We start from the raw sequence: 22,253 nt of genomic DNA on the forward strand, positions 1-22,253 counted from the left end.
TGATCTCCTGTTCTGATGAAGGGGTAAATGCAAGAGGCGGATCGCTCCGCGGCAGCGCCTGGCCAGCAAGGACACAGCAGGCGCGCAGAGATAGGTAGGCGCAGCAACGATAGTCGCTCGCACCTGACCAGTCAAATAAGGAAAGTTGATGTTGATGATAGTCACACCCTATCGCAGCGACAGCCATTGTCTCCCCCCCAAGGAAGCGCGATCATCGCGATGTTGGATACGGAGGACGATAAAACAATGAAGCCGACCCCCCTCAACCCACTGCGGCGGCGCTTCTGTCTCGGCGTGCTGGCGGCCCTCGCCCTCGCCTGGCTGCCGGGCGCGCGCGCCGAACAGAGCATCACCATCCTCACCCAGCAGGATGTCTACAACGACTACATGCGCTTCATCGGCAAGCGCAACCCATTGATGCTGACCCATTTCAGCGGCCCGGGCTCGCGACGTGACGTGGTGGAACTGGTCTTGACCCAGCAGGCCCTGCACCTGGGCGGACTGCGCCAGCCGGTAAAGCTGGTGAAGGTGGACCACAGCAGCGATTCCTACAGCCGCTTCCTGCGCGAAATCCTGTCGGGCACCGCCACGCTGGGCGGCAATACGGCCTGGCTGATCGACCTGCAAGAGATCAAGGACAAGATCTATATCAGCCCGCCCCTGATTCGCCAGGGCGAATTCGAGGCAGGGCTGTACACCGCCAGCGGCAACCAGAAGGCATTGGCCGCCGACAGTCTGGCCAAGGTACAGAAGCTGACCGCCGTGGTGGCGGATAGCTGGCGACCCGATGTGGCGACGCTGCAAGGGCTCGGCATGGCCAACGTGCTGATGACGCAAAGCTGGGATTCGATGGTGGGCATGGTGGCCAAGCAACGCGCCGATGTGCTGCTGGCACCGTTCCAGGCCACGCCCGACATGGCGCTCCAGGTGGGCAGCCAGCAATTCCTGCCGATACCGAATGTGAAGGTGGGCCTACAGGGCAGCCGCCATCTGTTCGTCAGCCGGATGGCGCCCCATGGTGCGCAAACCGCCGAGGCGCTGGAAAAAGGCTTGGCAATCCTGCGCGAGCGCGGCCTGATCGAGCGCGCCTATATCGAGTCGGGCTTTTTCAACACCCGCACCAAGTACTGGAAGCGCCTGAACTGAGCGGGCCCGGATGGCGCCGTCGGCTTATTGGAAGCCGGTGGTGCCGTTGCCCGGCGTGGGCGCGTCGTCCAGGAACGGCTCCGGCATGCCGATATGGTAGCCCTGGAGGAAATCGACGCCGATCTCGCGCAATGCGCTGGCGATCTCTTCGCTTTCCACATATTCAGCGATGGTCTGCCGGCCCATCGCATGAGCGATGCGATTCACGGCGATCACCATCTGCCGGCTCACATCGTCGTGCACCACGTCGCGGATCAGGCTGCCGTCGATCTTCAGGTAATCCACCGGCAGCGTCTTTAGATAGGTGAACGACGAAAACCCGCTGCCGAAATCGTCCAGCGCGAAGCGACAGCCGCGCTCGCGCAGTGCCTCGATGAACTGGGTGGACTCCTGGATGTTGGCGATGGCGCTGGTCTCGGTGATCTCGAAGCACACCTGCGACGGTTCGATCCGGGTTTCCTCCAGCCGCTCCAGCACAAAGGCCAGTGTCTGCCGATTGAGCGATTTGCCGGACAGATTGACCGACAGGCTCACCTGTGGCCCGCCGTCGCGCAGGACATTGAGCGTGTGGGCGATCACCCAGCGGTCGATGGTCGCCATCAGGTCGTAGCGCTCCGCCGCCGGAATGAATGCCCCCGGCGGGATCACCTTGCCCTGCTCGTCCACCAGTCGCAGCAACACTTCGTGATGTCGGGTGCCTCGTCCGGGGCGTGCCGGCACGATGGGCTGGAAGTAAAGGCGGAACCAGTCCTGCTCAGCGGCCTGGCGCAGCGTTGCCAGCAGTTGCAGTTCGTTGTGGCGGCCTTCCAGGTTTTCCTCGGCGCCACGATACCAGGCAAAGCGGTTGCGCCCCGCCTCCTTGGCCGCGTAGCAGGCCACGTCGGCGCGGCTCATCACTTCCTGCGGGTTGCAGACTTCGCGGTCCATGCGCACCAGCCCCATGCTGCCGGTGACCACGAAGGGGCGGTCGCCCCAGACAAAGCGGTACTGCTCCAGCGCCAGCAGCACGCTGCGCGCCGCCTGCTGCGCCTGGGCTTCGTTCGCCGTATCGAGCAGGAAACCGAATTCGTCGCCCCCCAGCCGGCCAACCAGCACGTTCTCGGACATCACGTCCTGGAACTGCTGGGCCAGTTGCCGCAGCAGTTCGTCACCCGCCTGGTGTCCGCAGGTATCGTTGACCAGTTTGAATTGGTCCAGATCCAACTGCATCACGACGCGGGCCTCGTCGTACTCCTGCACCAGATCGCGAGCCGTGGCCAGCGCGGTCATGAAGCCCCGGCGATTGGTCAGGCCGGTCAGCTCATCGTGCATGGCCTGATAGGCCAGCCGCGCGGTCAGCGCTTCGGCGGCGCTGATATCGTGCAACGCCACCACATAGCCGGTGCCGCCTTCGGCATCGCCGATCTGCACGATGGCCATTTCCACCCGGTAGTGCTCGCCATGGCGATTGGTGATGGTGGTCTTGACCGCGCCGGGCGGCAGCGCGCCCACGCGCGCCAGATGCAGTAGCGAGGCAAAATCCGCCTCGCCGGTATCGTCCAGCGTGACGACGATCTCGGTGATCGGCCGGCCGCGCGCCTCGGCGAAAGTCCAGCCGATCAGTTTCTCCGCCGCGGTATTGAGCAATTTGACGCGGCCGTCCCCGGTGGTGGTCACGATGGCATCGGCCACCGAACGCAGCGTCACCTCGGCCAGTTCCTTCTCGCGCAGCATTGCCTGCTGCGCCTCGTCGCGCTGCGCATTGCCGATCAGCAGGTTACGCCGCATGGTGTTGATGGCGTCGGTCAGCGTCTGCAACTCGTCCGTGCCACGCTTCTGCCGCGCCAGCACCAGCGGCGCCATCATCCGTTCGTAGTCGAAACGGCGGGTGTATTCGGCAATGTGAGACAGATGCCGGGCGATCAGGCGGTGGTAAAGCCAGAGAAAGCACAGTGCGGCGCTCATCATCCCCAGGCCCAGCAACAGCAGGATACGACCCAACTGGGCCAGCAACTGGGTCTGTAATCCATCCAGCGTGTTGACCAGCTCCAGCTCGCCCAGTGGGACATTGCGGTGCGTGAGCGGATGTTCGTATTCGACGACGTAGCGCTTGCGGATGGTGAGTTCATGCTTGTCGGGCAGTTCCCCCACCTCGTAGCGCGTGCCGTCCGGCTCCACCAGGCGTGCCCAGCCCACCACCTTGGTCTGCAACAGGGAATGAAGCTGGGTGCGCACAGCCTCGGTGTTCACCAGCCACAGATTGACCGCCAGTTGCGGGCGAACGCTGCTGGACAGGGTATCCAGGTCGGCCTCGATGCGCGCGATGCTGCGCTGGTACTCGATGCGGACCAGGATGACAGTCAGCGACGCAGTGACCAACAGACTGATCGCAATGACCGCGGCCACCATGCGCCAGGCAAGGCGGTTCTCGCGATAAAACTCCTTGGCACGGCGGAAGAATTTCTGAAGCACTGCGGATACCGGATCGGGGTTTTGCGTCGAGCATAATCGGAGGGCATGGCTGGCACAAATCGTAATCCACAAAAGAAGATCAAATCCAATCGATGTTTTATTTTTGAAAGCAAATCCAGATGAAGATCGGCAATTTGTAAAACAGGCGGCAAATTCATGCTTGACAACTGTCAGGATGACTGAGTTGAGCCAGGTCATGTTTTGTGCGGATCAAAACACCAACCAACATCTGTTTACAATACTCTTTCCACCGCAAACGGCCCTTTACTGCATTCCTACGCACGGGTCGTTACAGCGAAAGTCGGCGGCCAGCACCTCATGCCCAGGCATGCCGGCGCCACAACAACAAAAGCGGGGGGAATCAATGAGTCATAGTTGGATGCGGTGGATCCGGATCGGCGCGGTGGGACTCGGCATGGTGTTGGCGGCCTGTGGTGGCGGAGGGGGTGGCGACGAGAACAGCGGCTCGGGCGGCCCGATCACCATTCCAGACGAAGAAGCAACGCCGACGCCACCACCGGTGGTCACGCCCGGCGCGGCGCTCAGTGTCGATTGCAGTGGCGAACACTGCGGCGCGGAGGCGCCAGATCGCTACGCCGGCAAAGGTGTGGGCTTGTGGCGTTACGACAACGTCGGGATGACGACGATCAACGTACCAGTGTCCATCTCCGGGCTCGCCGGCAAGTCGGTCACGCTGCTGTACAGCAATCAGACCGCCAGCCCCGTACTGCTGCCGAATCTGCCATTGCTGGCGCAACGTCACGCAACAGCTCCCATCGGTAGCGGTCTTTCCGACGCCATGGCGGATGCCGGCAGGCAGACCGTTCCGCCCCGTCTACGCGAGTTCGATCCTGCACGCTATCTGGGCCAGCCCTCCCGCGCCATGCCCATGGCCAGCCAGCAGGCGGGTCCGGTACGTGGCAGCAGCGTGGGGAACAGCCGGGCGTGGTATGTGCTGAACGCCAACGATGAACTGGTCTCCCGTACCGCCACCTTGCAGCGGCAATTGACCGCACCGGATGGGCGGATCATCAATTTCTGGGTACAACAGGGCGAGTTGGCCCACGATCGCCTGAGCAGCGCGATGCTCGATCGCTTCGCCAGGCAGTTCGCCGACGGATCGCAATCGATCTATGCGCGGGTGACCGGCCTGATCGGCCAGCCCTGGGGCGTCCATGCCTATCCATCGCTGCTGTCGCCCGACCAGGAACTGGACATCGTCCTCGCCAACTTCACGCCGGACCGCAATCCCCACATCGGATGGGTCGGTTACTTCTGGGCGCTCAACAACTTCCGGCAACAGTCCGGCGACCCACTGCTGCGATACAGCAACCAGTCGCTGTCGTTCTACATCGATACCGAAGCCATCTACCTGATGCCGGAAAACGGTGTGGAATTCCAGTTGTCGACGCTGGCGCACGAGCTGACCCACATGATCAATCATTACCAGCGCGGCATCGTGCTTTCGTCCGATATGGACCATAGCTTCGATACTTTCCTGGAAGAAACCACGGCGATGATGACCGAGGACATCGTCGGCACGACGATCGACCCCGAATTCCATTCGATCCGCGATCTCCGTTTCCGCAACTGGTTGCGCAACGGCGATTTCAATTGCAGCTATCCGGTCTGGAAAGATGGCTCGAGCCCGTCCTGCTTCAGCTACAACATCGCGGGCAGCTTCGGCGCCTATCTGTTGCGCCAGCACGGCATCGATTTCTACCGGAGCCTGCTGCGCGACACCACCTATGCCAATTCGATCGCGCTGCTCGATCACGCCATCCGCCAGGCCGGCGGCCCCGGGTACGTCGAGGCGTTGCGTCGCTGGGGCGTCAGTGGCATCGGCCTGCTACCCTCGGCCGCCTCCCCCACCGGCTTCGGCCTGCCGGCACGCAGCGAAGGGGGCTTTACACTGCCGGCCCTCGATGGCGCCGATTACGCCAGCATCATCCAGTGGCCTACGTATCCGGCCAATCTCACCGGCTATGGGCACTTTCCGATGCGGCGACTCCCCACGGGAGACGGCATGTACCAGGAAATCCTGCCGGTTCCCAACCACACCTCGTTGACAGTGATCGTCCACTGATGACCGGGGCCATCCTGGGGGGCCCTCCCCCCCCGGGTGCCAGGCCAGGCGGCCTTTCCACATACCGCAACCCTGTTCCGCCCAGGCATCCGGTCGGGCTTGGCAAACCATACATCCAAGTACACGTTTTCCCTTGCTGCTGTTAAAAACAAACCCCGCAGGTGCTACATTCAGCAGAACACAGGGTTCAGCGGTGGTCGATCGTTCCGATGCCAGTGCTGGACTCCACAATCACTACACGGGGAAACCATGAAGCAAGGCCAGTCGACACGTAGCCAGACCATTCTGTTCGCCACCCTGCTCAGCGCCCTGCTGATCGGGTGTGGTGGTGGCGGAGGAGGTGACGACAAACCTGGCCTGCCCCCCACCAGCGGCGCCGCGCTCACCGTGGATTGCAGCGGCGCCGACTGTGGCGCCAGCGGTGCCGACAGCTATACCGGCAGCGGGATCGGCCTCTGGCGCTATACCAACGCCACCCGGGCACAGGCCAACGTGCCGATCTCGATCTCGGGATTGACCGACCAATCCTCGATCACATTGATCTACACCAATCAAAGTGGCACCTCGGTTGCCTTCCCCCGGGTCGCGCTGCAGGCGAATGCGGCGCAGCCGGCCAGATCGATGACGGCCACGGCGGACACGGCACAACGCCTGAACCAGATTCCAGGCATGGTGCGCAACTTCGACGCCCGGGCACGCCTGCGCAGCCCCCAGCCCCACGCCCCCGCAGCACGCCGTGCGCTGGCCGCGCCACGCCCGGCGGCGGTGAACGATCAACGTAACTGGTTCATTTCGGAAAGCGACAACACCATTTCTAGCCGTACCGCCACCTTGCAACGCAAGGTGACCGCCGACGATGGCCGGGTGATCAATATCTGGGTGGAGAACAGCGAATATGGCAATGCCAGGTTCAGCGCGGCCAAGGTAGAGGAGTTCGCCCAGCGTTTCGCGATCGGCAGCCAGTCGGTCTATTCCCTGGTCACCGGCCTGGCTGGCCAGCCGTGGGGAGCCCACGCGTTTCCCGATAGCCTGATCGGGCCCAATCAGGAACTGGACATCGTGTTCGTCAACTTCGACAACAACCAGCGCCCCTACGGGATGATCGGCTACTTCTGGTCGAACAATAATTTCTTCCGCGATCCGGCCGATCCCTACCTGGCCAGCAGCAACGAATCGCTGTCGTTCTACATGGATACGGAAACCGTCTATCTCGCCCAGGGCGAGGAAGGCATGCAGGTCCAGTTGAGCACGCTGGGCCACGAGTTGACCCACATGATCAATTTCTACCAGCGCGGCGTGCTGATGACGGACCTGAACAGCAATACCTACTACGACTTCGAGACCTATCTGGAGGAAACAACGGCGCTGATGACCGAGGACATCATCGGACTAAACCTCGACCCGAGCTATAACTCGCTGCGCGACGACAGTTTCAGCGACTGGCTGTACAGCGGCCTCAACAATTGCAGCTACCCCGACTGGAACGGCCAGCCCAACACCACCTGCTTCAGCTACAGCCTGGCAGCCAGCTTCGGCGGTTACCTGTTGCGCCAGTACGGCGTGGACTTCTACAAGGCACTATTGCGCAACAAGAGCTCCACCAACTCGCAGGATGTGCTCGACAATGCGATCCGCCAAGCTGGCGGCCCCGGTTACACCGAGGCGCTGCGCCGCTGGGGCACCATGGTCGCGCTACTGCCCGCCACCGGTGTACCGCAGGGCTTCGGCATGCCGCAACGGGTGGAATATGGCTTCACGTTGCCGGCGATCAATGGCCCCGATTATGGCTACGCGGTCAAATGGCCAACAACGCTGCCCACCACCCTCGCACCCTACGCGATGTTCCCGCTGCGCCGGGCCGCCAGCAATGGCGTGTACCAGGAGGTGGTACCAGTGCCGATCAACACTTCGCTGACCGTGGTGGTTCGATGAGGGGAAATCAGCTCTGGAAGCCGGTAGCGGCCGGCTTGCTGGCCTTGGCCATGCTTGGCGCCTGCGCACAGCAGCCTGAGGCTGCCAGGCCGCTTACGCTACAGGGCACACTATTGCTCAAGGGCAGCGCACCCAAGACCATGCAAGTGCTGCAAACCGCCAGCGCACAATACCAACTGTCCGGCGTCACACCGGAACAGGCCGATACGCTGCAACGGCAGCGGGTGACGGTGACCGGAACGCTGGTCCGCGCCGCCCAGCCGCCGCTGCTGCCGCTGATTGAGGTGTCGCGGATCGAGGCACTGAAGTAGCCCTGTGCGTTCAACAAAAAAATGCCGGTGCGATGCACCGGCATTTTTCTTTTGCACCCACCGCGCAGTCATTCGCCCAGCGCTTCTTCCAGCACCGCGATGAAGCGTGCGTTCTCTTCCGGCAGGCCGATCGATACGCGCAGCGAATCGGGCATGTTGTAGCCCGCCAGCGGCCGCACGATCACACCTCGTTGCAGCATGAACAGGTTCAGCGCCGCCGCGTCGCCACAATGGAAGGTGATGAAGTTGCCATGGCTGGGAATGAAGCCAAGGCCCAGGCGCACGAACGCATCGGTCAGTTGCGCCATGCCTTCGTTGTTCACGCGCTGCGAATCCGCCAGGAAGATCGTATCGTCCAGGGCCGCGCAGGCGGCTGCCTGGGCCAGCAGGTTGACGTTGAACGGCTGGCGCACGCGATTGAGGATGCCGGCCACTTCCGGGCTGGCCAGGCCGAAGCCGACGCGCAGCCCCGCCAGGCCATATGCCTTGGAAAAGGTGCGCACCACGATCAGGTTGGGAAAACGTTGCAGCCACTGGATCGAGTCGCTGCGCTTTTCGCGCGGAAGGAACTCGGTATAGGCCTCGTCCAGCACCACCAGCACCTGCGGCGGGCAAAGCTCCAGGAACTCGATCAGATCGCCCGGACGCGCCAGCGTACCCGTGGGATTGTTGGGATTGGCAATCCAGACCACCTTGGTATCGGGGCGGATCGCCGCGCGCATGGCCTCCAGATCGTGGCCGTAATCCACGGCCCGCACCTGTATGCCCTGCGCGCCACAGGCCTGGATCGCCAGCGGGTAGACGGCGAACGCGTATTCAGAGAACACCGACGAATCCGCCGGGGTGAGAAAAGCGCGGGCGATCAGTTCGAGGATATCGTTGGAGCCATTGCCCAGCACGATGCTGTCGCCCTGCACGCCGAAGCGCTGCGAGATCTTGGCCTTCAATTCGAAGCCGTTGCCGTCCGGGTAGCGCGCCAGCTCAGGCAGGGTACGCTCGATGGCGGCACGCGCCATCGGGCTCATGCCCAGCGGGTTCTCGTTGGAGGCCAGTTTGACGATCTGGTCCGGGTCCAGCTTCATCTCGCGGGCCAGCTCGGAAATCGGCTTGCCGGGTTGGTAGGGAGCAATGGCGCGGACATAGGCCGGGGCAAGGTCTTGCAGGGACATGGCGGTGTTCCAGTAAAAGGCGGAAAGCAAAGAAACGAACGGTAAGGAAAGGCGCGGCGGAAAGCAATGCCGTCGCCGCGCGCTCAACCCCGTTCGAACAACTCGCCACGACGCCAATGCGCGTCGGACACAGGAATCGCCGCCAGCGCGTCCAGCAACCGGGCCGGGTCGCTCGCCAGCACCAGTCGCTCCACCTCCACCGGGTTGACGAAGCCCAGGTTCGCCGCGTTGCGCATGAAGGCAAGCAGCGTGTCGAAATAGCCCGCGGTATTGAGCAACCCCACCGGTTTGCCGTGCAAGCCAATCTGCGCCCAGGTCAGTATCTCGAACAGTTCGTCCAGCGTGCCGAAGCCACCGGGCATGGCGATGAACGCATCGCCCAGCTCGGCCATGCGCGCCTTGCGCGTATGCATGGAATCGACCACCACCAATTCCGTCAGCCCGCCATGCGCCAGTTCACGCTCGACCATGAAGTGGGGGATCACGCCGATGGCCTGGCCGCCGGCATCCAGAACACCGTCGGCCAGCTCGCCCATCAGGCCCACGTGGCCACCACCGTAGACCAGCGCCCTGCCGCTGGCCGCCAGCGCGGCGCCCATGGCGCGTGCCGCATGGGTATGGATGGGGTCGGTGCCGTGGCGGGCACCGCAGAACACCACTACTTTCTGCATCGTTGCGAACTCCCAAAAGATGTGGGCAGCCTGCGCTGCCCACCGATCATTGCCGCATTGTCGCCGTATTCACGGCGATGACCCAGGGGCGGATCGACTAGAGAACCGCCTGCGGGTAGCTGCCCAGCACTTTGACGAAGGCGGCATCGCGTCTCAGTTCATCCAGCGCGCCTTGCAGCCTGGGCTCGCTGGCATGGCCCTCGACATCCACGAAGAACAGGTATTCCCAGAGGCCGGTGCGACTGGGGCGCGACTCGAACTTGGTCATCGACACATGATGGCGTGCCAGCGGCTCCACCAGCGCATGCAGGGCACCGGGGCGATTGGGCGCGGAGATCACCAGCGAAGTACGGTCGTGCCCCGACGCGGCGGTTTCCTCGCGTCCCAGCACCAGGAAACGCGTGGTGTTGTTGGGCTCGTCCTCGATATTCTGTGCCAGCTTGGTCAGGCCGAACTTCTCGGCGGCGGCATCGCCGGCAATGGCGGCGGCGCTGGGGTCGAGGCTGGCCAGCCGCGCGGCTTCGGCGTTGCTGGCGACGGATACGCGCTCCACCTCGGCGGGCAGGTTGCGGTTCAGCCACTCATGGCACTGGCCCAGGCTTTGCGCGTGGGAATACACGCGCTTGATGCCGTCCTTGTGCTCGCCCTTGCGTAGCAGATGATGATGAATGCGCAGCACCACTTCGCCACAGATATGCAGCGGGGTATTGACCATCAAATCCAGCGTGCGGCCGACGGCGCCCTCGGTGGAGTTCTCCACCGGCGCGACCACGTAGTCCGCGGCGCCCGCTTCGACACAGCGAAATGCCTCGTCGATGGAAATACAGGCCTGCGTTGCGGCGGCATGGCCGAAATGCTTGGTGGCGGCGGCCTGGCTGAACGTGCCTTCCGGCCCGAGGAACGCAATCGTCAACGGACGTTCCAGCGCCAGGCAAGCCGACATGATTTCGCGGAACAGCTTGGCGACCGTTTCATCGGACAAGGGGCCGGCGTTCAGCGATTTGATACGCGCCAGCACCTGCGCTTCGCGCTCCGGGCGATAAACCACGCCCCCGCCCTTGATTTCACCGATGGTGCGCGCATGACGGGCGCGGTCGTTCAGCAGTTCGAGCACGCGGGCGTCGATGCTGTCGATGGCATCGCGGTGCTGTTTGAGTTGTTCTTCTGACATGTTGCTCTATTTGTTGGGCGCGAAACGCGCGGCGTCGATGATCGACCACAGATGGATGGCCCAGCCCAGCAGGATAAGCCACAGCACGGCGGCAAGCACGATCAGCGGCCGACCTTGCAGCAATTGCCCCGGCCCCGGGGTGGAAAAACTCGCCAGCGCGGCGAGTACATTGCCGCCCGAACCCCGTCCTGCCATGCCTTGCTCCTTGGAATCCGTTCATTGCCGCCGCCAGCGGCGGCAACCGTGGGAGTGCTCAGCCGTGCGTCCTGACGAAATCGCGCAGGTAGTCACACAGGGCTTTCACGCCCTCGACCGGCATCGCGTTATAGATCGAGGCACGCATGCCCCCCACCGAGCGATGTCCTTTCAATTGCAACAGGCCCCGCGCCTTGGCACCTTCCAGGAAGGCATCGTCCAGGCGCTCGTCGGCCAGGCGGAAGGGCACGTTCATGCGCGAGCGATACGGCCGCTCCACCGGGCACGAATAAAAGCCCGATGCATCCAGCGTTTCGTACAGCATCGATGCCTTCTCGATATTCTGCTGCTCCATCGCGACCAGGCCGCCCCGATCCAGCAGCCACTTGAACACCAGCCCGGCGATATAGATCGCGTAGGTGGGCGGCGTGTTGTAGAGCGAATCCGCCGCGGCATGGATCTGGTAGTCGAGCATGGTCGGCGTTTCGGAGCGGGCGTGACCCAGCAGATCATCGCGCACGATCACCAGCGTCAGTCCCGAAGGGCCAATGTTCTTCTGTGCGCCACCATAGATCAGGCCAAATCTGGATACGTCCAGCGGGCGCGACAGGATATTCGACGACATGTCGCAAACCAGCGGCACATCCGATTGCGGAATGAACGGAAACTCGACGCCGCCGATGGTTTCGTTCGAGCAATAGTGCAGGTAGGCCGCGCCCTTGCTGCGCTGCCAGTCGGCCTCCGCCGGAATGCCCGAGCCATCGCCCACGGCGGCGAGATGAACCTTGGCGTAGCGTCTGGCTTCCTTGATCGCGATCCTGGACCAGTGCCCGGTATCGACGAAATCGATCGTATCGTCCGGCTGCGTGAGGTTCAGCGGCAACATGGCGAACTGGAAATGCGCGCCCCCTTGCATGAACAGGATCTTGTAGCCGGACGGTACGCCCAGGAGCTTGCGCAGATCGGCCTCGGCCTCGGTGATGATCTGGGTGAACTCGCGACCGCGATGGCTCATTTCCATCACGCTCATGCCAGACCCATGCCAGTCGGTGAACTCGGCCTGTGCGGCCAGCATCACTTCACGCGGCAGCACCGCGGGGCCTGAACTGAAGTTGTATACCTGGGTCATCGTCTGTCCTTTCGTCTTGCCTCGCCACCCACGGTAGCGGGCTGAATCCTTGAAACTCCGGCATCGCCGGCCTTCACCGGAGCGGCCATCACCCCAGCAGGAAGTGGGCGCGGGCGGAGGCGACGGGCTTGGCGGCATCGTCCTGCCAGGCCACCAATTGCACGTTCGCCACCCGTTTGCCCTGGCGCACGATGTCGCAACGGCCGTACAGATCCAGCGCCCGGCCGCTACGCAGGTAATCGATCGAGAAATCGACCACCTTGGGCACGCTACGGGTCTCGGTGGACGCCAGCAGCGTAAAGATCGCCACGTTTTCCAGGAAGCCGCCGATCACGCCGCCATGCAATGCCGGCAGCAACACGTTGCCGATGTTCGATTGCCGGAACGGCAGGGTGAACCGCAATTCGCCATCGGTCTCGCTCATCACCATGCCAATGGTGCGGGCGTAGGGAATCGCCCGCATCAGCGCGTGGTAGTCGCCGCTGGCGCGCGCTTCTTCCCAGCAGCGCTTCATTTCAGCATGTGTCATGCTCCGCTCCCGACCCGGGTCCGCATGAAGGTACCGACGCCATGCGCGATTTCACGTTCGCTCTGATAGGCCACGGCGCGGGTGAAGGCGATCTGCTCCGTCAACCGATAGCACTCGGCGCGGCAGATGATGGCCTCACCCGGCAATGCCGGACGCAGGTAGTCGATACGCAGATCCAGCGTGGCAACCGCCTCGGTTTCTTCCAGCAAGGTATAGATGCAGGTGCCGCTGGCGGTATCGATCAGCGTGGTCACCGCGCCGCCGTGCACCACGCCCGTTTCCGGATTGCCGACGATGGCCTCGGAATACGGCAGTCGCAACTCCACCACGCCCTCTTCGGCGCCGACATACTCGATACCCAGGACCTTGCAGTGCGGCAAGTCCATGAACCAGCGCCACAATGGTTCGAACATCTTCGGATTGATGACAGCCATGTCAGGTCCCTGGGTGAATCATTCTGCCGGCGTGTCGTCCGCCGCCGTACCGCCGCCCTGCTCGTCTTCGATACCGGCGGTGGAGGCATCTTCGTCCTCGTCGCTCTCGGCCACCTTCTCCAGCCCGGAAAGCTTTTCGCCATCATCCAGGTTGATCAGGCGCACCCCTTGGGCGGCGCGGCCGGTTTCCCGGATTTCGGATACGCGGGTGCGGATCAGCACGCCACCCGTGGTGATCAGCATCAGATGGTCGCTTTCCTCCACCAGCGTGGCCGCCACCAACGGACCGTTGCGCTCGCCGGTATCGATCGCGATCACACCCTGCGTGCCACGGCTGGTCAGGCGATAGTCGCTGATCGGCGTACGCTTGCCATAGCCGTTCTCGGTCGCGGTCAGGACCTGCTGTTGCTCGTCCGCCGCCACCAGCAAGGAGATGACACGCTGGCCTTCCTGCAATTGCATGCCGCGCACGCCGGTCGCGGCACGCCCCATGGCGCGCACATCGGTTTCGATGAAGCGGACCGACTTGCCTGCGTTGGAGAACAACATCACCTGGTCGCCCTGCTGCGTCAGCGCCACGCCGATCAGGTCATCGCCATCCTCGATATTGATGGCGATGATGCCCTTCTTCATCGGGCGCGAATAATCGACCAGCGACGTTTTCTTGACGGTGCCGCGCGCTGTGGCCATGAACACGCACTGGTCCTCGCGGAACTCCTTCACCGGCAGCACGGCGCTGATCTTTTCGCCCTCCTGCAATGGCAGCAGGTTGACGATGGGTTTGCCACGGCTGGTGCGTCCACCCTGCGGCAGTTCATACACCTTCAGCCAGTACACCCGGCCGAACGAGGAGAAACACAGGATGTAGTTATGCGTATTGGCCACGAACAACTGGTCGATGAAGTCATCGTCCTTGGTGGCCGCCGCCTGCTTGCCACGCCCGCCACGACGCTGCGCCCCGTATTCGTCCACCGGCGTGGTCTTCATGTAGCCGCCGTGGGTCAGCGTCACGACCATGTCCTGCGGCGTGATCAGGTCTTCGATGCACAGGTCCTCGCCGTGGGCGATGATCTCGGAACGACGCACGTCGCCGTACTGCTCCTTCACCTGGTTCAGTTCATCGACGATCAACTGGGTGACACGCTCCGGCTTGGCCAGGATATCGAGCAAGTCGAGGATTTTCTCCATGATCTCGCGGTATTCCGCGACGATCTTGTCCTGCTCGAGGCCGGTCAGGCGTTGCAGGCGCAATTCGAGGATCGCCTGTGCCTGCGCCTCGGAAAGCCGATAGCCGTCGCCGGTCAGGCCGAAGTCCTCGCCCACCCCATCGGGGCGCGACGCGGAAAGGTCGATACGGGCCAGCATGTCTTCGACCAGCGCCGAGCGCCAGGTCCGGCCCATCAGCCCGGCCTTGGCTTCCGGCGGCGTTGCCGCGGCCTTGATCAGGGCGATGATCTCGTCGACGTTGGATAGCGCGACGGCCAGGCCTTCCAGGATATGGCCCCGCTCGCGCGCCTTGCGCAGTTCGAACACGGTACGGCGGTTGATGACTTCGCGACGATGGCGCAGGAAGCACTCCAGCACCTGCTTCAGATTGAGCAGGCGCGGCTGGCCATCGACCAGCGCCACCATGTTGATGCCGAAGCTGTCCTGCATCTGCGTGTGCTTATATAGATTGTTCAGCACCACGTCCGGCATTTCGCCGCGCTTCAACTCGATGACGACGCGCATCCCGGAACGGTCGGATTCATCGCGGATCTCCGAAACGCCTTCCAGGATCTTTTCGCGCACCAGCTCGCCGATGCGCTCCAGCAACTTCGCCTTGTTGACCTGATACGGCAGCTCATCGACCACGATCATCTGGCGGTCGTTGCTCTTGGGAATGTCTTCGAAATGGCAACGCGCGCGCATCACCACGCGCCCACGCCCGGTCCGGTAGCCCTCCCGCACACCATGGATGCCATAGATGATGCCGGCGGTGGGGAAGTCCGGCGCGGGGATCAGATCGATCAGCTCGTCCACACCCATGTCGGGGTTCGCCAGCAGCGCCAGGCTGCCGTCGATGACCTCGGACAGGTTGTGCGGGGGGATATTGGTGGCCATGCCGACCGCGATGCCGGACGACCCATTGATCAGCAGATTGGGAATCCGCGTGGGCAGGACGGTGGGCTCGAGTTCCTTCTCGTCGTAGTTCGGCGAGAAATCGACGGTTTCCTTGTCGATGTCGGCAAGCAGTTCGCTCGATACCCGCGCCAGGCGGCATTCCGTATAACGGTAGGCCGCCGGAGAGTCGCCATCGATGGAGCCGAAGTTGCCCTGCCCGTCGATCAGGGTGTAGCGCAGCGAAAAATCCTGTGCCATCCGTACCAGCGCCTCGTAGGCCGCAGCATCCCCGTGGGGGTGGTATTTACCCAACACATCGCCGATGACCCGGGCACATTTCACATACGGCCGGTTCCAGACGTTGTTACTCTCGTGCATGGCAAAAAGGATGCGACGATGAACCGGTTTCAAGCCGTCACGTACATCCGGCAACGCCCGTCCTACGATAACGCTCATGGCGTAGTCGAGATAGGAACGGCGCATTTCCTCTTCGAGGCTGACTGGGATCGTTTCTTTGGCGAAGCTGCTTTGTTCGGACATCTTCCAGGACCATTGAGAACGAGCGGAAGCTCGTTCGGAGAAGCTGGGACGGCACCTCGGCACAGGAACGTGCAACAAGGAGGACTATCTGCTAATAAGGTAATGAGTTTAACACGCACCCTGTACCACTCCAATTTTGCGTGGGGGCGTCGGAAAATTCACGGTGGCTTCATTTGCATACGCGAAAGTTAAGACACTAGAATATGCAACGTTACTGATTGATTGGATGGAACTTACTATCCAACCACACAATCAATTCACGAAGTAATGGGTTGCTGTTTCCCGGGCTCACAACGAAACCTACTAGGAGAAAAAACTATGCTGTCGCTCAAACAAACTCTGACGTCTCTGGCCGTAGCCGCCACCCTTGGTGCAGCAGCCCCCGCTTTCGCTGCAACCGATGCTTACCTGACCAACTCCACCACCGTCAGCCCCGCCAATCCTGAAGGCGTGGTGAAGAACAGCATCGGCGAATGCTGGCAGACCAGCAGCTGGTCCAAGGACAAGGCCGTCAAGGGTTGCCCGGGCTATGTTGAACCCGTTGCTGCGGCCGCTCCGGCCCCCGCACCGGCCCCGGCTGCTGTCGTTCCGGCACCGGCCGTCAGCACCAAGAAGTTCACCCTGCAAGCCGAAGTGCTGTTCGACTTCAACAAGTCCGTGCTGAAGCCGTCCGGCAAGGATGCGCTGGATCAGCTGTACAACGAAGTCGCCAACCTGGATCCGAAGGAAGGCGCCGCCGTTGTCGTGGGTCACACCGACCGCATCGGTTCCGAAAAGTACAATGAGGAACTGGGCTATCGCCGTGCCAAGGCTGTTCAGGACTACCTGATCTCCAAGGGCGCACCGGCCGATCGCATCTCCGCTGAAACCCGCGGCAAGAGCGAACCGGTGACCGGCGACACTTGCGACAAGGTGAAGCCGCGCGCCAAGCTGATCGAATGCCTGGCTCCGGATCGTCGCGTTGAAATCGAAGTGCGCGGCACCCGCGAAGTCACCGAAACCAAGTAATCGGTTTTGGGTCTGAAAGCCCCGCCCAGGCGGGGCTTTTTACTTTCTGGAGGACACCGCTCTTGAAATCGATGGCTTTTACCCTCGCACTGCCGCTGTTGCTCCACGCCATTCCCGCGCAAGCGGATGCCTTGGCCACGTTGAAATCCTCCCTGTCCGGCACGACCACGTTGCAGGGTCGTTTCACCCAGACCGTAGTCCAGCAGAATGGCAAGCCGCAGCAGAGCGCGGGCGACTTCGCGATCCAGCGGCCCGGCAAATTCCGCTGGTCGTACAGCGCGCCTTACGAGCAACTGATCGTGGGTGATGGGGCCGAGGTGTGGTTGTACGATCCCGATCTGCGACAGGCCACCGTCAAATCGATGGGCAATGCCCTGGAATCCAGCCCCGCCGCCTTGCTGGCCGGCGATAATGCGCTGGAGAAGAACTATCAGCTCAAGCCGCTGGCCTCCCGGAACGGGATCGACTGGTTCGATGCCAGGCCCCGCCAGGAAGATGCCGGCTTCTCCAGTATTCGCCTTGGCCTCAAGAATGGTCAGATCGTCGAAATGGAGCTGATTGACCGCTTCGAGCAACTCACGCGCATCCGTTTCGACAACGTGAAGCGCAATACCAGGCTGGACCCCACCCTGTTCCGTTTCACCCCGCCAAAGGATGTAGATGTCGTCCGGGAATGACCTGTTCAGCACCGAGCAGCACGAGCCGCTGGCGGAGCGCCTTCGCCCGAAAACCGTCGCCGAGGTTGTCGGGCAACAGCATCTTCTGGGGCCGGCCAAGCCGCTCACGCTCGCCATCGCCTCCGGCCAGCCGCACTCGATGATCCTGTGGGGGCCGCCCGGTGTGGGCAAGACCACACTGGCGCGATTGCTCACCGGCGCTTTCGAGGCCGACTTCATCGCGCTCTCGGCTGTTTTTTCCGGCGTGAAAGACATCCGCGCGGCCATGGAGCAAGCCCAGGCCACCCGTGGCATGGGTCGGCGCACCATCCTCTTTGTCGACGAAGTCCATCGTTTCAACAAAAGCCAGCAGGATGCCTTCCTGCCGTTCGTGGAATCGGGCCTCGTCACCTTCATTGGCGCCACCACCGAGAACCCTTCGTTCGAAGTGAACGCCGCCCTGCTCTCGCGTGCGCAGGTCTATGTACTCAAACCATTGTCGGCCGAAGACCTCGGCGTGTTGGTGACCCGCGCACACGAACGCTGTTATCCCGCGCTGACCTTCGAATCCAGCGCCATCGATGTCCTGATCGGCTACGCCGATGGCGATGCGCGCCGCCTGCTCAATCTGGTGGAACAGGCCGCCAACGCCGCGCAGGCCGAGGCGCGTACGACACTGGACTCCGCCTTTCTCGAAACGGCGCTTACCTTGAACAGCCGCCGCTTCGACAAGGGCGGCGACGCGTTTTACGACCAGATCTCCGCATTGCACAAGTCGGTACGCGGCTCCAGCCCCGATGGCGCGCTGTACTGGCTGACCCGCATGCTCGACGGTGGCGCCGACGCCCGCTACCTCGCGCGGCGCATCGTCCGCATGGCCTGGGAGGACATCGGACTGGCCGACCCCCGTGCCATGCAGATTTGCAACGATGCCGCCGAAACCTACGAACGACTGGGCAGCCCGGAAGGCGAACTCGCACTGGCCCAGGCTGTGATCTACCTTGCCATCGCCCCCAAATCCAACGCCGGGTACATGGCCTACAATGCCGCCCGCGCCTTCATCGGCCGCGATAAAAGCCGCGAAGTGCCGATCCATCTGCGCAACGCGCCCACCAAGCTCATGAAGGAGCTGGGTTATGGCCACGCCTACCGCTACGCGCATGACGAACCGGAAGCCTACGCCGCAGGGGAAAGCTATCTGCCGGAAGGGCTGGAGGATACGGTCTTCTACCAACCCACGCCGCGCGGCCTGGAAGGAAAGATCGCGGAGAAACTGCGCCACTTGCGCGAACTCGACGCCGCCTGGCACGCACAACGCAAGAAAGACTGACTCCGCGCGCAGAACAGGCGCGCATCTCGGTTCGCGCCACTTTTGCACCCCGTGTAAAATCCGACGATCCCAACGCACCGATTCCGCCCATGCTCGATATCAACCAGCTTCGCAATGATCTAGATGGCGTCGTCGCCCGCCTGGCCACACGCGGGTTTGCCTTCCCTGCCGACGATTTCAAGGCCCTCGAAGCCGAGCGCAAAACGCTCCAGACCGCCACGCAGGACCTCCAGGCCAAACGCAACAGCGTGTCCAAGCAGATCGGCCAGGCCAAGGCGCGCGGCGAGGATGTGGCGCCCATCCTGGCGGAAGTGGAAAACCTGAAGGGCGAGCTGTCCGCCAACGAAGCCGCGCTCGGTCTTCTCCAGGACAAACTCAACGACCTGCTGCTACGCGTGCCCAACCTGCCGCACGAAAGCGTGCCCACCGGGGCCGACGAGCGCGATAACGTCGAAGTGCGGCGCTGGGGTACGCCCCGCGCGTTCGACTTCGCGGTTCGCGATCATGTCGATGTCGGCACGCCGCTGGGGCTCGATTTCGAAACGGGCGCCAAACTGTCCGGCGCACGTTTTACGCTGTTGCGCGGCCAGATTGCGCGGCTGCATCGCGCACTGGCGCAATTCATGATCAACACCCAGACCGACGAACACGGCTATAGCGAGACCTATACGCCATATATCGTCAATCCCGAAGTGCTGTATGGCACGGGCCAGTTGCCCAAATTCGCCGAGGATATGTTCCGGGTGGAACGCGGCGGCGAAGACGGCAATACCCAATACCTGATTTCGACTTCGGAAATCTCGCTGACCAATACGGTACGCGATTCGATTCTCAAGGCCGACGAATTGCCGGTGAAGCTGACCGCGCATTCGCCCTGCTTCCGTTCCGAAGCCGGGTCCTATGGGCGCGACGTGCGCGGCATGATCCGCCAGCACCAGTTCGACAAAGTCGAAATGGTGCAGATCACGCATCCCGAGCAATCGTATGCCGCGCTGGAAGAGATGGTCGGCCATGCCGAAGCCATTCTGCAAAAGCTCGGCCTGCCCTACCGGGTGGTATCGCTGTGCACCGGCGACATGGGGTTTTCCGCCGCCAGGACCTACGACCTGGAAGTCTGGCTGCCCGCCCAGGATACCTATCGCGAGATTTCCAGTTGTTCGAACTGCGAATCCTTCCAGTCACGCCGCATGCAGGCCCGCTTCAAGAACGAGGCCGGCAAGAACGAACTGGTCCACACCTTGAACGGATCCGGGCTCGCGGTGGGCCGCACGCTGGTGGCGGTACTGGAGAACTATCAGAACGCCGACGGCAGCGTGACCGTCCCCGATGTCCTGGTACCGTACATGGGCGGCGTCAAACTTCTGCAAGCCTGATCTGGATCAGCCCCACGGAAAAGCGCGCCCTCAGCGGGCGCGTTTTTTATTGGCTTGTCATCCCCGATCAGGTATATCAAAGCATTCCCATCCAGTGAGGTCCTCGCCGTATGTCCGCGGTAACCTGGTGGCTGATCGCCGCTCTCGCTCTTGCCGGCATGGAAATGCTGACCGGCACCTTCTATCTGCTGGCCATTGCCGCGGGTGCGGCCTTCGGCGCGCTGGCCGCGCTGACCGGTATTCCACCCGCTGGCCAGATCGCCATCGCCGCCCTGTTCAGCCTGATCGCGCTGGGGGGATTGAAGCACTGGAAACGCAAGACCGCGGCCACGCTACCGCCGGAGCAGTCGCTCGATATCGGTCATATCGTCCTCGTGGAAAACTGGCTCGATGCCACGCGCGCGCGGGTACGGCACCGTGGCACGCAGTGGGATGCCGAACTGCGCCCGCCGCTGACCGGCCCCGTCGATGCCGAGCTGCGCATCGTGGCGCAACGCGGCGCCACTCTGATCCTGGATCTTGCCTACCCCCGTTCCGAATCCCAACAACAGGAGTCGCCCGCACCATGAGCCTCGGTTTCCCCATCGTTCTCTTCATCATCGTCGTGATCTTCATCGCCAAGACCTTGAAGATCGTTCCGCAGCAGAATGCCTGGGTTCGCGAACGCCTCGGCCGCTTCCACGACGTACTGGAGCCCGGCCTGCGCGTGGTGGTGCCCTTCGTCGACCGCGTGGCCTACCGGCACAACCTGAAGGAAATCCCGCTCGACGTCCCGAGCCAGGTCTGCATCACGCGCGACAACACGCAATTGCAGGTGGACGGCATCCTTTACTTCCAGGTCGTCGATCCGAAGCTGGCATCGTACGGTTCCAGCGACTACGTGCTCGCCATCACCCAACTGGCCCAGACCACGCTGCGCTCGGTCGTCGGCAAGCTGGAGCTGGACAAGACCTTCGAGGAACGGGAGGAAATCAACCGTGCGGTGGTTTCCGCACTGGATGACGCCGCGGCAAGCTGGGGCGTGAAGGTGCTGCGCTACGAAATCAAGGATCTGACGCCGCCGGCGGAAATCCTGCGTGCAATGCAGGCCCAGATCACCGCCGAACGGGAAAAGCGTGCCCGGATTGCCCAATCCGAAGGCCTGCGCCAGGAACAGATCAACATCGCCAGCGGCGATCGCGAAGCCTCCATCCAGCGCTCGCAAGGCGAGATGCAGGCCGCCATCAACGAATCGGAAGGCCAGAAGCAGGCCGCCATCAACCGCGCCACCGGCGAGGCCGAAGCGCTGCGGCTCGTCGCGCGCGCCAACGCCGAGGCGATTGCCGCGGTCGGCCAGGCCATCGAGCACGACGGGGGGATCGAGGCGGTGAACCTGAAGATCGCCGAGCAATACGTCGCGGCTTTCAGCAATCTGGCCAAGGAAGGCAATACGATGTTGCTGCCGACCAATGCCGCCGATATCGCGACGCTGGTCGCCACCGCGACATCCGTGATCCGGCAGCAACCCAAGTAACCGGTTCGTACCGCGACAAAAGGCCGTCCAGAGGACGGCCTTTTTCGTTTTCAGGCGAGGATCTGCACGATGGCCAGACCCAGCTCATAGAGCTTGCCGCGCTCCACTTCGTGGCAACGCACCACGCGCACCCGGGCGGAAAGCGGATCGCGCGGCCCGATTCCGCTTACCGGCGGCATCACGAATACTTCGAATTCCTCGTCGGGACGCGGCACGAAGGACGTGCGTATCGTCATGCCGGTCACGCTCAGATCAGTACATTCGCCGTAATAGGGCGGGCTGAAATCGAGCGTGCGGATCTTGACCTTGCAATTCATCGGTACACGATGCGCGCTGCGTTGTTCGCGTGAAGAAGGAAGGGCCATGGAGCCAACCGACCAAGTGAAAGGGACATAGTCTAGCGCTGGCCGCTGCCACGCCATTGCGACTGGATCAAGTCGGCCTGGACGCGCGGGCACAACGCACGACTGCGTCGATCATCGCACCGATCGACACGGGATGCACGT

General features: G+C 62.7%; 20 protein-coding genes. 10 read left to right on the forward strand and 10 right to left on the reverse strand.

Features of this window, described 5'->3' with window-relative positions:
- Nucleotides 1-246 precede the first annotated feature (246 nt).
- Complete coding sequence (locus FAZ21_RS09480) at nucleotides 247-1,146, forward strand: hypothetical protein (RefSeq protein ID WP_136773202.1); 900 nt, start codon at nucleotides 247-249, stop codon at nucleotides 1,144-1,146.
- Nucleotides 1,147-1,170: 24 nt separating this feature from the next.
- On the opposite strand, the gene FAZ21_RS09485 is transcribed toward FAZ21_RS09480, so the two are convergent.
- On the reverse strand, nucleotides 1,171-3,597 hold the full coding sequence (locus FAZ21_RS09485; RefSeq protein ID WP_169307325.1) for an EAL domain-containing protein: 2,427 nt from the start codon (nucleotides 3,595-3,597) through the stop codon (nucleotides 1,171-1,173).
- A 379-nt stretch (nucleotides 3,598-3,976) separates the two neighbouring features.
- Here FAZ21_RS09485 and FAZ21_RS09490 point away from each other — a divergent pair, with 379 nt between their 5' ends.
- The 3 genes from FAZ21_RS09490 to FAZ21_RS09500 all read left to right on the forward strand — a co-directional run bounded on the left by FAZ21_RS09490 (nucleotide 3,977) and on the right by FAZ21_RS09500 (nucleotide 7,926).
- Nucleotides 3,977-5,683 carry a M30 family zinc metallopeptidase gene (locus tag FAZ21_RS09490; protein ID WP_169307326.1) on the forward strand — a complete coding sequence of 569 codons (1,707 nt, stop codon included), beginning with the start codon at nucleotides 3,977-3,979 and terminating at the stop codon, nucleotides 5,681-5,683.
- Nucleotides 5,684-5,932: 249 nt separating this feature from the next.
- Nucleotides 5,933-7,615, forward strand: coding sequence for a M30 family zinc metallopeptidase (locus FAZ21_RS09495; protein ID WP_136773205.1), 1,683 nt, complete (start codon nucleotides 5,933-5,935; stop codon nucleotides 7,613-7,615).
- Nucleotides 7,612-7,926: a hypothetical protein gene (locus tag FAZ21_RS09500; RefSeq protein ID WP_136773206.1), complete on the forward strand. Its 315-nt coding sequence runs from the start codon at nucleotides 7,612-7,614 to the stop codon at nucleotides 7,924-7,926. Before FAZ21_RS09495 ends, FAZ21_RS09500 begins: the two co-directional genes overlap by 4 nt.
- Nucleotides 7,927-7,994: 68 nt before the next feature.
- Here FAZ21_RS09500 and hisC read toward each other — a convergent pair whose 3' ends face one another.
- The 8 genes from hisC to gyrA form a co-directional block, all read right to left on the reverse strand.
- A complete protein-coding gene (hisC, locus tag FAZ21_RS09505) occupies nucleotides 7,995-9,095 on the reverse strand; it encodes a histidinol-phosphate transaminase (protein ID WP_136773207.1) in 1,101 nt (366 codons plus the stop codon).
- An 83-nt stretch (nucleotides 9,096-9,178) separates the two neighbouring features.
- Nucleotides 9,179-9,766, reverse strand: coding sequence for an LOG family protein (locus FAZ21_RS09510; protein WP_136773208.1), 588 nt, complete (start codon nucleotides 9,764-9,766; stop codon nucleotides 9,179-9,181).
- 97 nt (nucleotides 9,767-9,863) lie between these two features.
- Nucleotides 9,864-10,937 (reverse strand): prephenate dehydratase, encoded by a 1,074-nt coding sequence (gene pheA, locus FAZ21_RS09515; RefSeq protein ID WP_136773209.1) that lies wholly within the window; start codon nucleotides 10,935-10,937, stop codon nucleotides 9,864-9,866.
- Nucleotides 10,938-10,943: 6 nt separating this feature from the next.
- On the reverse strand, nucleotides 10,944-11,132 hold the full coding sequence (locus FAZ21_RS09520; protein ID WP_136773210.1) for a hypothetical protein: 189 nt from the start codon (nucleotides 11,130-11,132) through the stop codon (nucleotides 10,944-10,946).
- Nucleotides 11,133-11,190: 58 nt separating this feature from the next.
- A complete protein-coding gene (gene serC, locus FAZ21_RS09525) occupies nucleotides 11,191-12,261 on the reverse strand; it encodes a 3-phosphoserine/phosphohydroxythreonine transaminase (protein ID WP_136773211.1) in 1,071 nt (356 codons plus the stop codon).
- Between the two features lie 88 nt (nucleotides 12,262-12,349).
- Nucleotides 12,350-12,790, reverse strand: a complete 441-nt coding sequence (locus FAZ21_RS09530; protein WP_136773212.1) for a PaaI family thioesterase — start codon at nucleotides 12,788-12,790, stop codon at nucleotides 12,350-12,352.
- Complete coding sequence (locus tag FAZ21_RS09535) at nucleotides 12,787-13,224, reverse strand: PaaI family thioesterase (protein ID WP_136773213.1); 438 nt, start codon at nucleotides 13,222-13,224, stop codon at nucleotides 12,787-12,789. The genes FAZ21_RS09530 and FAZ21_RS09535 overlap by 4 nt, the downstream gene beginning before the upstream one ends.
- An 18-nt stretch (nucleotides 13,225-13,242) precedes the next feature.
- Nucleotides 13,243-15,867, reverse strand: coding sequence for a DNA gyrase subunit A (gene gyrA, locus FAZ21_RS09540; protein ID WP_136773214.1), 2,625 nt, complete (start codon nucleotides 15,865-15,867; stop codon nucleotides 13,243-13,245).
- A 318-nt stretch (nucleotides 15,868-16,185) separates the two neighbouring features.
- Between gyrA and FAZ21_RS09545 the strand changes: the two genes are divergently transcribed.
- The 6 genes from FAZ21_RS09545 to FAZ21_RS09570 all read left to right on the forward strand — a co-directional run bounded on the left by FAZ21_RS09545 (nucleotide 16,186) and on the right by FAZ21_RS09570 (nucleotide 21,747).
- Nucleotides 16,186-16,875 carry an OmpA family protein gene (locus tag FAZ21_RS09545; RefSeq protein WP_136773215.1) on the forward strand — a complete coding sequence of 230 codons (690 nt, stop codon included), beginning with the start codon at nucleotides 16,186-16,188 and terminating at the stop codon, nucleotides 16,873-16,875.
- Nucleotides 16,876-16,946: 71 nt separating this feature from the next.
- Entirely contained in the window at nucleotides 16,947-17,552 is a 606-nt protein-coding gene (gene lolA, locus FAZ21_RS09550; protein ID WP_136773216.1) for an outer membrane lipoprotein periplasmic chaperone LolA, read from the forward strand.
- A complete protein-coding gene (locus tag FAZ21_RS09555) occupies nucleotides 17,536-18,861 on the forward strand; it encodes a replication-associated recombination protein A (RefSeq protein WP_136773217.1) in 1,326 nt (441 codons plus the stop codon). The genes lolA and FAZ21_RS09555 overlap by 17 nt, the downstream gene beginning before the upstream one ends.
- An 89-nt stretch (nucleotides 18,862-18,950) precedes the next feature.
- Complete coding sequence (gene serS, locus FAZ21_RS09560) at nucleotides 18,951-20,234, forward strand: serine--tRNA ligase (protein ID WP_136773218.1); 1,284 nt, start codon at nucleotides 18,951-18,953, stop codon at nucleotides 20,232-20,234.
- 110 nt (nucleotides 20,235-20,344) lie between these two features.
- Nucleotides 20,345-20,803, forward strand: coding sequence for an NfeD family protein (locus tag FAZ21_RS09565; RefSeq protein WP_136773219.1), 459 nt, complete (start codon nucleotides 20,345-20,347; stop codon nucleotides 20,801-20,803).
- A complete protein-coding gene (locus tag FAZ21_RS09570) occupies nucleotides 20,800-21,747 on the forward strand; it encodes an SPFH domain-containing protein (protein WP_136773220.1) in 948 nt (315 codons plus the stop codon). Before FAZ21_RS09565 ends, FAZ21_RS09570 begins: the two co-directional genes overlap by 4 nt.
- Nucleotides 21,748-21,797: 50 nt before the next feature.
- On the opposite strand, the gene FAZ21_RS09575 is transcribed toward FAZ21_RS09570, so the two are convergent.
- Nucleotides 21,798-22,169 (reverse strand): PilZ domain-containing protein, encoded by a 372-nt coding sequence (locus FAZ21_RS09575; protein ID WP_136773221.1) that lies wholly within the window; start codon nucleotides 22,167-22,169, stop codon nucleotides 21,798-21,800.
- Nucleotides 22,170-22,253 lie beyond the last annotated feature (84 nt).

The organism is Chitiniphilus eburneus, assembly GCF_005048205.1.
Lineage (GTDB): Bacteria > Pseudomonadota > Gammaproteobacteria > Burkholderiales > Chitinibacteraceae > Chitiniphilus > Chitiniphilus eburneus.